At 46.3% G+C, this 12,796-nt stretch carries 10 protein-coding genes; 3 read left to right on the forward strand and 7 right to left on the reverse strand.

Annotated elements, in window-relative coordinates; translation table 11 throughout:
- Positions 1 to 194: 194 nt before the first annotated feature.
- From ABEW34_RS30810 to ABEW34_RS30820, 3 genes are all read right to left on the reverse strand, one after another.
- The gene (locus ABEW34_RS30810; protein ID WP_430165311.1) at positions 195 to 593 is read right to left on the reverse strand and encodes an SRPBCC family protein; all 399 of its coding nucleotides are present in this window, start codon (positions 591 to 593) and stop codon (positions 195 to 197) included.
- Positions 590 to 925, reverse strand: a complete 336-nt coding sequence (locus ABEW34_RS30815) for an ArsR/SmtB family transcription factor (protein ID WP_430165313.1) — start codon at positions 923 to 925, stop codon at positions 590 to 592. The genes ABEW34_RS30810 and ABEW34_RS30815 overlap by 4 nt, the downstream gene beginning before the upstream one ends.
- Positions 926 to 1,185: 260 nt before the next feature.
- A complete protein-coding gene (locus tag ABEW34_RS30820; protein ID WP_430165316.1) occupies positions 1,186 to 2,340 on the reverse strand; it encodes a glycoside hydrolase family 5 protein in 1,155 nt (384 codons plus the stop codon).
- Positions 2,341 to 2,663: 323 nt separating this feature from the next.
- Here ABEW34_RS30820 and ABEW34_RS30825 point away from each other — a divergent pair, with 323 nt between their 5' ends.
- Positions 2,664 to 3,938, forward strand: a complete 1,275-nt coding sequence (locus ABEW34_RS30825; RefSeq protein WP_430165319.1) for a stalk domain-containing protein — start codon at positions 2,664 to 2,666, stop codon at positions 3,936 to 3,938.
- A gap of 647 nt (positions 3,939 to 4,585) precedes the next feature.
- Here the strand turns inward: ABEW34_RS30825 and ABEW34_RS30830 are convergent.
- From ABEW34_RS30830 to ABEW34_RS30845, 4 genes are all read right to left on the reverse strand, one after another.
- Positions 4,586 to 5,371, reverse strand: a complete 786-nt coding sequence (locus tag ABEW34_RS30830) for a Sir2 family NAD-dependent protein deacetylase (RefSeq protein ID WP_430165321.1) — start codon at positions 5,369 to 5,371, stop codon at positions 4,586 to 4,588.
- A 214-nt stretch (positions 5,372 to 5,585) separates the two neighbouring features.
- Positions 5,586 to 7,214 carry an extracellular solute-binding protein gene (locus ABEW34_RS30835; RefSeq protein WP_430165324.1) on the reverse strand — a complete coding sequence of 543 codons (1,629 nt, stop codon included), beginning with the start codon at positions 7,212 to 7,214 and terminating at the stop codon, positions 5,586 to 5,588.
- Between the two features lie 33 nt (positions 7,215 to 7,247).
- A complete protein-coding gene (locus ABEW34_RS30840; RefSeq protein ID WP_430165326.1) occupies positions 7,248 to 8,129 on the reverse strand; it encodes a carbohydrate ABC transporter permease in 882 nt (293 codons plus the stop codon).
- A gap of 27 nt (positions 8,130 to 8,156) precedes the next feature.
- Positions 8,157 to 9,044 (reverse strand): ABC transporter permease, encoded by an 888-nt coding sequence (locus ABEW34_RS30845; RefSeq protein ID WP_430165329.1) that lies wholly within the window; start codon positions 9,042 to 9,044, stop codon positions 8,157 to 8,159.
- 330 nt (positions 9,045 to 9,374) lie between these two features.
- Here ABEW34_RS30845 and ABEW34_RS30850 point away from each other — a divergent pair, with 330 nt between their 5' ends.
- Together ABEW34_RS30850 and ABEW34_RS30855 are read left to right on the forward strand one after the other, a co-directional pair.
- Positions 9,375 to 10,943: a response regulator transcription factor gene (locus ABEW34_RS30850; RefSeq protein WP_430165331.1), complete on the forward strand. Its 1,569-nt coding sequence runs from the start codon at positions 9,375 to 9,377 to the stop codon at positions 10,941 to 10,943.
- A 50-nt stretch (positions 10,944 to 10,993) separates the two neighbouring features.
- Positions 10,994 to 12,730, forward strand: a complete 1,737-nt coding sequence (locus tag ABEW34_RS30855) for a cache domain-containing sensor histidine kinase (protein WP_430165334.1) — start codon at positions 10,994 to 10,996, stop codon at positions 12,728 to 12,730.
- Positions 12,731 to 12,796: the final 66 nt, after the last annotated feature.

The raw sequence follows: 12,796 nt of genomic DNA on the forward strand, positions 1-12,796 counted from the left end.
CTAACTTTAAATATATGCACATAGTGCGAACTTGACCCGAAACGACAAGAACATGTCAGAAATAGACGTAAAAAGGCTGCAATATACATGCAGCCTATGCAGCCTTTTTATGTGTTGATTAGGACAAGCAGAGTTCAATGATCGTCCCCACTATTTCAGCATGAGGAATTAAGCTGTTTTAACATCGGCTATGGTTATTGCTCCAGTACCTGTTCAAACCCGCCGAACCAATTGCTCCAGCCATACCTAGCGCCTTCAAGTCCTTGAGTATTGGAGAATCCGGTTTGCTCAAGGTGAAGATTAACCTTCCCGTCCCCTAAATCCTGCAGTGTCCAGGTAACCGTGTGCTGCTCCCCACCGCTAGCCCACGTATAGGATAAGCGGTTTGGTTCTTCCACGATAAGCACTTCTCCGTTAATAATGCCATCCCACCATTCGGACGGCTGCGTGCGAAACTGAAAACGATGCCCTACAACGGGCTTGAAATCATTTTCCATAATCCATTTGGCAAGCTTGCTTGGATCCGTTATAGCGGACCAAGCCTTCTCGATCGATGTCGTGTACTGAAAATCCAAATTTAATGTTAAACTCATTCTTCTTCCTCCTCAAATAGTTGGTTCAAGCGCAGCATATTCGCACTCCAAAATTTGCTGTAGAAGCCTACCCAGTCTTGAATTTCTCTGAGTGGAGAGGCGTTTAGCCTAAATCTCGTTTCTCTGCCGACTTTTCGATCAAGCACCAGCCCTGCCTCTTTAAGGATTGTCAAATGCTTGGATACCGCTGTTCGGCCCATTTGAAACTGTGCCGTTAACTCATGTAGCGGTATCTCTTCTGCTTCTGCTTCTGCTAACAGCTGAATCAGTCGGCGTCTAGTTGGATCTGCAATCGCGTCAAACACATCCCGCATCGGGTTGTTCTCGCTCACAACACCCTCTCCTAAAAATGATTACCAAAGGATAACCAATCATTTCACTACCTTCTTAAAATATATGGCTCTTCGGATGTAGCGCCCACGAGGCGGGAATTGTTAATTCGACACCATTTAGTGTCACTTAAATCATAGGTCACCATTTGGTGTCGTGTCAACAATATTTTTAAACTCCGTTTTATTGCATGTCAGCATAAGCTATATACAGGAGCTCCTAGCCATTCGGACTCCAGGTCTGCTATCTGCTTCGAAGTGGCTTACTTGGTGGCACTGTTCACAGGCTTCATGATTCTGGCAAGCATTTTCTGCTTCGGCTTGTTCCATGTCTGCCAATCGTCTAACAGCAGCCCGCCGGTATCTCCACTGTTCGGATTGAGGCTCCAGTAGGTCCAATACAGCTCATTTTGCCCGATGTAGTCGACAAGAGCATTTTGCCACTTGCCCTCCTTCGATGTCGAATCGACCCTGCGGCCACCGAACTCCCCGAGCAGTATCGGTGCGATTTTCTCCTTATGAATGTAGCCCCAATTAGCATCCCATACGCCGGACAGGTTCGTGGGAAATGTCCGATCGGCGAACCACGGCTGCGACGAAACGCCCGGACCATAATCGTGCGGTGAGTAAACGAGCTGGTCAGGCACTTTCAGCCGAACCGGAAACTTGCGAACTCCCTTCAGATTGCCGCCCCACCAATAGGAGCCGCTCTGCCCCTTTACATTCGCGTCCACCCCTTCCACAATAATCAGCCAGTCCGGATTGACAGCAAGAATCGCATTGCCCGCCCGCTCTGCAGCCAACCGCCAATCACTGTCTGAATCGCCGCAACCCCAGCATACGGAACCGTGCGGCTCGTTATGCAAATCGGCGCCGATTACCGTGTCGTTGGCCAGGTAGCGCTTTGCCAGCATCGTCCAGTCTTTTATCCATGTTTTTTCCGGTACCGCTTGTGTATACCATCGCTCCGCTTGCCCTGAGGCGTTTGGACGGTGACGGTCAAGAATGATTTTCATACCGCGCTTTTCCGCCTTCTGAACAAGCTTATCCAGCAGCTGGAGCGGCGTTAGCCCCTTTAGGTCGGGGTTTTTTACATAGTCAATCCCGCTTGGTTTTTTACCAGGAAGCAGCATTTCGTTCGTATAAGGAATACGCAGCAAGTTGTACCCTTCTTTTGCAAGCTGGTCCAGCATGCTGTCCAACGATCGCGTCCACAAGCCATGGGGAGAAAAATTGTCCGTCTCGAATCCGAACCAGTTCACCCCGTTGAAGCTAGCCGGTTTGCCCTGCGCATCGACGATTTGGTTGCCTGACGTGTGGTAATAACTCAATGAAGATACGGGCTTGCCGGCAGCAGTAGCCCCTGTGCTCGAGATGAGCACCGCCGCCAGCAACAGGCAGGCTCCTATCCCTTTCATCCAAATCCTCCCTTTCTATTATCCGGAATTAACATTAACGCGCAGCGTGCAGCCTCACAGGTATATCGCGCTTGCCATGGCCTGCTCTTTGAATATATCGGATCAGCAGCGCATTTACTGTAGAATCATTGCAGTAAACCCTCTTTTTCTTGGAAGTTCCCGGAAATCACCTCTTCAATATCACCCTTCTCTACTTTGTGTATATGACTTTACTTAATTGGAACTATATTAAAATTTTGTTATACTAACGTATGCTAGAGTTACGCTCTATGAATTGACATTTTACTTTTACTAGTATCCAATGAGAAGGAGGAAAACAAATTATGCTACATAAAAAAGTAGGAAAAACAGTTGCCGCGACCCTTCTTGCCTTATCCTTGATCGGTACTGCTTCAGATATCGGTGATGTCTATGCAGCACCTGCAATATCGGTCACGCTTGATAATGTTCTACTGCAATTTGATGCAGCACCGCGGATAGACAATGGAGTGACTTACGTCCCTTTCCGCACCGTTGGAGAAGCTCTTGGAATCCAGATCACTTGGAACAGCAAGACGCAAACGGTCAAAGCGGCAGGCAGTCTTAAAGGAAAAATAACGGAGGTACTTCTTCAAGTAGGGAGCACTACGGCTACCGTCAACGGTAAAAAAGTGAAGCTGGCTGCAGCGCCGATTCAGCTAGAAGGACGTGTACTCATCCCGCTTAGTTCGTTCAGCAGCCAATTCGGTGTCGCTGTGGCCTGGAATCAAACAACGCGCACGGTTTCTCTTCTATCCCCACAACGCGAAATGCATTTGAGAGCCTTCTATGCCCTGCAATCTTTTCAGGAAAGGGATCTGGTTTCATCCATGAATTCTGTAGCTTTTGGCTGGAGTCGAATCGATCGCGAGGGCCAGTTTACACTGCAAGGTGACGAGTATCGACTGCCTGCTGCGGCAGGTGACGTTACGCCTCAATCCATTGTGGCGGATGCAGCGAATCAGGACATCAAACCGTACCTTATGGTTTATGCTTTAGACGGAAACGGTGAACTAACCAAGGTTTTGAGTGACAGCAGCTTGCGCCAGAAGTCTATACAGGGCATAACGGATTCCGTTGCGGAGAACGGTTTTGGCGGAATTGTTCTTGATTTTGAGGGGTTGGGTTATAAGCTGGATGCTTTGCAACAGCAGAAGCTGTTGAACGATTACGTTAAGCAGTTGAAGACTTCCTTGCCAAAGGATATCTCCTTATCCTTAGCAGTGCCACCATTGAATAGCGCCTATACAGGCTACGATTATAAGACGCTCGCTTCCATGGCAGATGATATTATCATTATGGCTTATCAGTTTAATCCTATTGGGACCAAATCACAGGTACCCGAACCTAATAGTCTTGTGGATCAGGCGATTCAACTTGCACTCGATGCCGGTGTTCCTAAGCAAAAGCTCCTGCTCGGCATCAGCCTAAGCAGTGAAACGCCCTCTTCCATCAATGACAAGCTGGGTCTTGCCAAGCGTTATGATTTGAAAGGAGCGGCCTTCTGGCGTCTGGGCTTATTCCGTGCCTATAACGACCAGATGGAAAGCGCTGTGAGTACTTCTGTTTTAAAAGAGTAACCTTGTCGAAATTTCTAAATTTCCATTTACTCATTTGCCAATCATTGAACCGAATCTCCCGACTCACTCATTTGCATCATTGGATTCAAATGATTCCTCATAATGCTTGAGTTAACAAAGGAGATATCGGTTCAATTACTTTAGGTGGAGACAGGCTAGCACATTAGCAAGCTGCTGCATTCCAGGCTTCAAAATAATTCGGCCGAATATAGGGGCTATATGAGATTAACCGGCTTGAGCATCAGATCTTTTTGATACGCGAGTATCTCATCCCAATCCCCATGAAAAACGGGTATTCGGTAGTACCCTACTCTTTCATAAAGCGCCGCCGCTTCTGGCTGCTTGTGACCTGTCTGCAGCTTCAGATTACTGTAGGCGAATTCGAGCGCAAGACGCTCTGCCTCGGCCAGAATCGCCTGAGCTTAACACCTTGCTTAATTGCTCGGAATCCTTGCTTCGTACATCTTCAGCAGCAGCAACCACAACCCAAACAAAGCGCTGCCGCTTATGGCATATGGCTCCGATCCTGAGCATTTCTGAGATTTGAGAAATGTTAATACATCATGATTTGCATAAAAAAAGCATGGATTCAAGTTTTTCGAATTCAGACTGCTTGTTTGCGATAGTTTCGCATTTTTCAACTTTTGTTACTTTGATAAGGCTGGTACAATCTCTTGAATGTCCTCGTTAAATGAAATGATAGTGCCTTCTTTTTTTTCAAAATGATCTGGATCGCCTTTTTTCAATAAAACTAAAGGTTCATCCTTTACACCCAAACCTATAAACAGCCGCTCCTTGCCGATGGATTCGAGCACGAAGTTTTTGTATAACGCTTCTAATTCATAAAACTTCTCATCCTGCACAAAACATTTGTTGATTCTAATGTTTGGAGCCATTTCTTCACCACAGACAGGGCATTTAGGCACGAGCTCATGAGGGATTTTGCAATCCACTGTGTTCTCGACCATATTTCTGATTAGTATTTCATTATTGTAAAGCCGGTCATGGCAGCCGACTGCACATTGCAGGTATCTGTAATTGCCATGGGTCTCAAATACTTTGTCGGGTGAAAAACCTGCGAGTTCAAACTGGCTGTCGAGCGTAGTGGTGAGAACGAAATATTTTTTGTCCTTAACCAAGCGGTATATATCCTGGTAAAGCTTTGTCGGCCCCGTCTCAAAACGATTAAGGCGGATTCGCTTTGCCCAATACCCCCATCTTTCCTCTTGTGTAGGAAACGGGTAAAAGCCGGAAGAATACATATCGGTTAAATCAAACTTGCGAATAAATGGGCCGAAATTATCTGTAAATCTCTTCCCGCTATAGGTTATACCAGCAGCAGCCGAGACGCCCGCTCCACCGCCTAACAAAATATATTCCGCCTTATCTATTGCCTCTCTTGCCTTCTCGATACGCGATTGATAATCGTCCATTATCCTCATCCAATCCTTCTAAAGTTATAGTATTAATCAAGAAAGCGGTTACAATGCAAAAGTGGCTAGGTTACAACCCGATTATTTGCTTCCTCTCTGCTATTCGATATTATCGCATTTGGAGTTAACTCCATGTCAAGAGCTTATATTCGTTCATAGTTATTTATTAGCAAAAAAAGGAGAAGCCGTGACGGCTCCTCCCTTGGTTTCACACTTATTCCCACAGCTTCATACGTGCTTCGTATTTCTCATTGACGATCGTTTCCAGCTTGTCCATACCGATGGCATTCATTTCTTTAATCATGCTGTCGTATTGAGAAATGGCTTCACTTTCCGTTTTAGCCATAATAATTTTGGCGATGCTGCTTCTCTTGATATCTTCATATTTCTGGGCAATTAGCGCTTCCGGTGTACCGGCATCCGGCCCCAAGTTCTCGTACTCGGAGGTATCCCAAATGCTATCCTCCAGCGCCACTTTGGAATGCAGGTTTCTGGCATCCCGATCATATTTGGTTGCCATATCAAATGGAGTTCCGTCACTGCCGCTTCCGTTGTTGATGAACCAGGTATATCTTCTGATGCCGGTAGCTTCAACCGTTTTGTCCCACTCGCTTTGGAAGCGATCTACAATGTCACCGATTGGTGTGTGCTTGCTATCCTTCATTTCCCAATCCTTTCCTTCCACACCCCACATCAGCAAATATTGACCTTCTTCACTAGCTAGATAATCGAAGAACTTAATCGTCCGTACAGGGTCTGGATTGCTCTTCGTAATCCCAATCGCATCCCAGCCGAGCGAGCTTCTCCCTCCATAAGTTGTCTTATCCGCAGCGACTCCTGGCGCTACAACCTTGTAAGAGAAAAACTGGCGATCTGCATTCTCCGTTCCGTCAGACGTTTTGCGCAGGATAGAGTTGGGTGTATCCAACTGCCAATTGCTACCTTCAGTAGAAAACACATTTCCGTTAGCTGTCTTTTGCTTCCAGGTTTCTTCTTTATTCACAACAAACTCCGGATCAACAAGACCTTCACGGTACAGCTTGTTCAGGTAAGTCATCATCGCTTTATATTGTGGATCTTGTACATCTTGCTTTAAGGTACCGTTGTCATTGTAATAGGTTTTCATCCCAAACATGCCTTTGAAAGTAGACAGCAGTGTTCCATAATTACTGTAGTCCCAAGTAGCTCCAATGGTCGCTTTTCCTTCAATGGTCGGATATTTCTCTTTAAAATTTTTCAAAAGATTATAATATTCCTCAGATGTGAACGGCGTGGCCGGATTATCGGCGCGTTCCTTCTCACCCAGTTCGATTAATAGGTCCTTACGTATCTGAATACCGTTAACAGGCTCCTTCTCAAGCGAGTACCAATTGTTCAGATAATACGTCTTGCCGTTCGCACTTCTTGATTTGCTAATGGTATCTCCGTACATTTTCTTTATATTCGGGCCATACTTATCAATCAAGTCGTCTAAGGGAATCAGCGCCTCTGCAGCAATATATTTATTGATAAGATCATCAGTTCGCGAGATCAGCACAATGTCGGGAAAATCGTTACTGGCCAGCATCAGGTTTAGCTTTTCTTCGGCGTTGCCAGTGGTCGGAACCATTTCAATGTTGACGCCCGTTTTCTTGGTGATTTCCTGCGCTACTGGCGTTGTGAATGCTTGGTCGAAGTTTTTGTCAAAAAACTTCAAGGTGATTGGGACTGTACTGCTGCTTTCGGCATTGGTGTTCGTATTCGTCGTTTCTGCCGAATTATTTCCAGCTGCGCAGCTAGCCAGCAGGGCGGTCACCAAGCTAAGGGTCAAGCCTAGCTTAATGGTTTTGCTCACTTTTTTCATCGTCAATTCCCCCATGTAGTTAGTGTTCTATGGTTACATTTTAACGGAACCCAGCGTCATGCCTTCGGCGAAAAAGCGCTGCACCAAAGGATATACCAGCAATATTGGTAAAGTGGCAATGATCGTAATCGCCATGCGGATGCTTTGTGGTGAAATAGCCTGTCTATTGGAAGCATTTGCTCCGCTGGTCATTTGGCTTGTATCCGCTTGGTTGAGAATCTGTACCAGCTTCGCTTGCAGCGTCTTCAATTCAATGCTGCTGGTAAAAGCATAGGAATCGAACCACGAATTCCACTGGTCGATGGCCAGGAACATACCCACTGTAGCCAAAACCGGCAGACAGAGCGGCAAATACACTTTGAAAAAGATTTGCAGATCATTCGCTCCATCGATTTTCGCCGATTCTTCCAACTCCCGCGGCAATTCATTGATATAAGTGCGGACAATAATCATATAGAATACATTAACCAGGCTCGGAACAATAAATACCCAGAATGTATCCAGCAACCCCAGTGATTTCAGCACCATATAATACGGAATCAAACCGCCGGAGAAATACATGGTGAACAGGAAAATGAAGGTCAGCGGTTTTCCGCCCGGAATATCCTTACGTGACAACACGTAAGCCAGCATAGTGATCGTGAACAGGGACAGCGGCACACCGACCACCGTTCTGGCTACCGTCACGCGCAGGGCGCTCCAGATTTGCGAGTCCCCTAGCACGGTTTCATAACTCTGCAGGCTGAATTGTCTCGGCCAGAAGGAAATCCCTCCCTTCACGGAATCCGTTGCATCATTCAGGGAAATCGCCAGAATGTTCAGGAACGGCAGAAAGGTAACACAGAATAGAGCCAATAATATCAAATAAACCAAGCCTTTAAAAATAAAATCATCTCTATCGAACGCTCGTCTCAAGCGCCTCACCCCTTTTAACGTATGATCTTAGAACAACGCTCTCTTAAAGACCCGGTTGATGGTAGTCAGTAAAAGAATCGAAATGATTGATTTGAACAGCCCTACTGCTGCTGCATAGGAGAACATCCCTTGGCTAAGCCCATAGCGGTACGTATAAGTGTCAATGACATCGGCGGTAGCCATAACAGATTCATTCTGCATCAGATAATATTGGTCAAACCCGGTATTCATTACGTTAGCAACGGCTAAAATAAGCAGAATAATGGCAGTCGGCTTTAGGCTTGGCAGCGTGATATGCAGCATCTGCTTCCATTTATTTGCACCGTCAACCGTAGATGCCTCATACTGTTCAGGGTTAATTCCCGCGATTGCAGCCAGATAAATGATGGAATTATAGCCCATAGACTTCCACGTGTTAGCGCTTGCGACAATGCTCCAGAAATAATTTTTTTCCTGAAAAAACAAAATGCTCTGATCGATCAGCCCCAAGCTTTTCAGGATGCCGTTGACCATTCCGTCCGAAGACAGCAGTGTAATAAAAATGTTGGCCGCAATGACCCATGAGACGAAATAGGGCAAATAAGCAACAGATTGCACCGTCTTTTTAACAAATCGGTTCTTCACCTCATTCAGCGCCAACGCGATAATGATCGGAGCCGGAAAACTGATCAAAATCGTCATTGTGCTGGAAAGCAGCGTGTTTCGCATCAGGCGAAAGAAATCACCGCTGTTGTAGAAATATTGAAACCAGTCTAAGCCAACAAACTTGCTAGTAAAAAATTGCGTCCAAAAATCTCCGCCGGGCTGGTAATTGATAAAAGCCATATACAGCCCGAACATAGGGGCATAACAGATTGCAATGACCCAAACGAACGCCGGGATGAGCATCAGGTATAAATATTTTGCCGATTTCATCCGCCGCCAGGTTTCTCCTTTGGCCCTCTTGTTCTTCTTATGTTTGCTGATTGGTGAGGAAGCTAGCTCCATTCCCATATGTTCAATCCGTCCTTTCCCGCTTCTCCTGCTGTAATCTCTGCCGGACAACGACTATAACTAAATTATAAGAGCGCTATCATCCATCCATCTATACAACAATTGAATGATTAATAACACAAAACGCCTCAGTTGCAGCCACACTGTTTCAATATTTAACAAAACATAATACAAACCACCAAAACTACTCCGGCCTTCATTGTTCAATTCCGTCCTAGCACCTAGAATAGAGAGACGTAAGGGGGCTATTTTATGTATTCGCTATTGCTCGTGGAAGATGAAAGAATCGAGATGGAATTATTGGAGCACTATGTGCCTTGGAAGGAGATGGATATCCGGGTAGTTGGCACAGCTAAAAACGGGAAAGAGGCTCTATTGAGACTAGAAACCTTCGCACCCGATATTGTGCTGACCGATGTCCGTATGCCGATTATGGACGGGCTGGAATTTGCTCGCCGGGCAAGACAATTGAATAAGGACATTAAGATTGTATTTCTGAGTGGACATAATGAATTCCAATATATTAAAGAGGCGTTGTCCGTAGAGGCTGCGGGCTACCTCCTGAAACCTATAGATATGGAAGAACTGCGTGATCTGATGGAAGCGGTCAAGAAAAAATGTGAGGAGGATGACCTGATCCGCCGCAATCTGGACACGGCCAAAGAACGCCTTATGACTAAATGGCTTGTGGAAAAAGACGTGGACACCAGCCGGGACTTGGCCGACCAACTATTCAAGCTATCGCTGCCCTTGCCCTCCCATGCTGCTTACGCAGTGGCCTATATCACGCTCGATCAAGCATTTGGAAGCCAGAACCAGCATCGTTATTCAAGATTATCGTTGATTGAAGCATTGCAATCCCTGGTAGCTGAAGATTTCGACTATATCATGGCAGTGGAATTCGAGGAGCAGGCCATTGGACTGATCCTGATGTCACAGGACAAGCCGTTTGCTGCTGCGGACAAAGCTTATTGGGAGAAGGTGCTTCACGGTTTGTCTGCCTCTTTGGATAATTGCCGGCTTACGATCGCTTTATCGGACGAAGGCCAATCCGTGGAGGCCTTGCCCGGCCTTTACAGGCAGGCTAAGAAACGCAACGAATGGAAGTTTTATTTGGGTACAGGAAAAGTGATTACTCCCAGTGATGCCGTGGAGACCACGGCGGTGCAGATCAAGGCTGAAGGATATGCGGCAGAACTATGCCGCGCGCTTACGCTAGCCGATGAGCCTGCAATGAAAGCAGTCATTGTGGAATTTCTGAGCAGACTGCGGCAAGAGCGGATACGTAAAAATGGGGTCATCTCCCACCTGCTTGGCTTGCTTGGCGAAGTGGAGCATGAGTTCTCATCGCTCCTCGTGAATACGTCCGGGAGCATGCTGTTCATCAATCATTGGGAGCAGCTCTCCCTACTTCCTTCCATTGATGAGCTGGAGCAGTATGTGTTGGAGGTTTGCAGCCAGATTATTGCTAAGATCCGGAGCCGCACGGACACACAGGCCCAGAAGCTGCTGCACACGATAACGGAGCTGATCCAGACCCGCTTCTCCACCTCATTAACGGTCGAAGAGATCGCCAAGGAAGTGTATCTCTCGCCCAATTATGTGCGGACGTTATACAAAGAAGCTGCCGGCGAGACCATTCTGGAGGCCATCACAAGGTACCGGATGCAGGAAGCCACCAAATTGCTGGCTAACAAAGGCATGAAGGTCCATGAGGTTGCACGCGCGGTTGGTTATGAGAATGTATCGTATTTCTGCTCTGTATTCCTGAAGCACAAGGGCTGTACGCCTAATGAGTACCGTAAAAAAATGATATGGTAAAGTTGGTGAATCGTTTGTTCCCGCTTTGGAAATGGATAGGCTCTCTTTTTATGAATATGAATCTGGGAAGGAAGCTGTTTGCCGTCTTTTTTATTGCTTCCATCCTTCCGTTGTCGCTGCTGATTTATTATTCTTACACGACAGTCCGCAACGAGCTGGAGGATCAGGCCTACGCTTCTATGATGTCCACTACTACGCGGATCAACAGCAATCTACAAAGTAAATTAGATTATTATGTTAAAATATCAAACTCGCTTTTTCTTGACGGAACTTTGCGTGGCTATTTAACCCATTCATACAACGACAACCGTTTATATTTAGAGGCCTACACATATTTCGACAATCTGATAAGCTCGGTAAGGATCAGCAACCCCGAGATATCGGGTATTACCATCTACACGGCCAATCACTCCCTACCTAAGGACAATGTACTTATTAAAGCACTGGACGAGAATGTGAGTAAAAGCGGTCTTTTCCAAGCGCTGGAGGGTAGTTATGGAAATGCAGTATTCCTGCAAGAGTCTTCTGGAGAGGATAATCCTCCGACTCTTACACTGGCCCGCCTGCTCAACAATTACAGTCTTAATTATCCTTACGGAATACTGTCTATGAATATCGCCGAGGCAGATATTTACTCACTCATTGTTAAGGAGGATCCGAACAAAAGCATCTATATCGTGAACAGCGAGGGTAGCATTTTGTCCAGCAAAAACAAATCGGTATTGGGCTCATCTATTCATACTCTGCTGCCGGATCCTTTTCCCGTAGCCACTTCTGGAAAGTTTGATAGTACTTATAACGGGGAACGGGTGCTTGTCGTATACGATACGCTGAATTCCGGCTGGAAGACGGTTACAATTGTACCGTACAACGATTTTGCCAGCTTGGCCAAAGCCGCCGCCGCACGTCTAATGCCTGTGGCTCTCATCTGCCTGCTGCTTGCCATTTTACTTATTTATATTACAGCCAGACTCTTTACCCGCAGAGTCATCTATCTGCTCAGGATGATCCGCCGGGTCGAACGCGCCGAATTCACCGGTACGCAGCTGGAAATGGGCAATGATGAAATCGGACAGCTGAACCAGGCTTTCCATAACATGTCGTTGCGGATTAACAACCTGATCAACGAAGTGTACAAGAAGGAGATTGCAAAGCAGGAAATTGAGATGAATGTATTGCAAGCGCAGATTAACCCGCATTTTCTTTACAATACGTTAGCCTCCATCTCCTCGCTGGCGATTAAGCATGAGGATGCCCGTATTCACAAAATGGTAACCGATTTGGCTAAATTTTATCGGATCTCCCTCAACAAAGGTAAGCATCTCATTTCAATTAACGAAGAAATCACCTTAACAAAGCATTATATGGCCATCCAACAGACCCGATTTGAAGGGCTGCTGCATATACATTATCAGGTTGATGACAGCCTGCTGCCGAAACAGATTGTGAAGCTCACGCTGCAGCCCTTCGTGGAGAACTGCATTAATCATGCCATTTGGGATGATGAAGCCAAACTGAATATTATTATTCGCGGTTATCTCGATGGGGAAGATATTGTGCTGGAAGTTATTGACGACGGCATGGGAATGCCTGTGGGGAAAGCTGCTCACATGATGGAACGGAGTCACGACAGCAGCGAGCATTCCTCTGGCTATGGAATTGCCAATGTCAACTCTCGTCTGGGGCTGCTGTTCGGTGAAAGCTATGGCGTGCAGATTTTCAGTGCTCTTGGCATCGGGACCCAGGTCAGCATTCGGATCCCGGCTTCTGGAATCCCACGTGAATGAGTTACAGCAAAGGTTGTTTAGACAGCCATGGCTATCTTTAGTTTAAAAAAGGGGCTGTCCAATAAG

This window comes from Paenibacillus algorifonticola (assembly GCF_050481745.1).
In the GTDB taxonomy this organism is placed as follows: Bacteria; Bacillota; Bacilli; order Paenibacillales; family Paenibacillaceae; genus Pristimantibacillus; species Pristimantibacillus algorifonticola_A.

Coding starts and splice junctions, on each gene's coding strand:
- ABEW34_RS30810 (WP_430165311.1), bottom strand. CDS start 593: ATGAGTTTAACATTAAATTTGGATTTTCAGTACACGACATCGATCGAG.
- ABEW34_RS30820 (WP_430165316.1), bottom strand. CDS start 2,340: ATGAAAGGGATAGGAGCCTGCCTGTTGCTGGCGGCGGTGCTCATCTCG.
- ABEW34_RS30825 (WP_430165319.1), top strand. CDS start 2,664: ATGCTACATAAAAAAGTAGGAAAAACAGTTGCCGCGACCCTTCTTGCC.
- ABEW34_RS30830 (WP_430165321.1), bottom strand. CDS start 5,371: ATGGACGATTATCAATCGCGTATCGAGAAGGCAAGAGAGGCAATAGAT.
- ABEW34_RS30835 (WP_430165324.1), bottom strand. CDS start 7,214: ATGAAAAAAGTGAGCAAAACCATTAAGCTAGGCTTGACCCTTAGCTTG.
- ABEW34_RS30845 (WP_430165329.1), bottom strand. CDS start 9,044: ATGAAATCGGCAAAATATTTATACCTGATGCTCATCCCGGCGTTCGTT.
- ABEW34_RS30850 (WP_430165331.1), top strand. CDS start 9,375: ATGTATTCGCTATTGCTCGTGGAAGATGAAAGAATCGAGATGGAATTA.
- ABEW34_RS30855 (WP_430165334.1), top strand. CDS start 10,994: ATGAATATGAATCTGGGAAGGAAGCTGTTTGCCGTCTTTTTTATTGCT.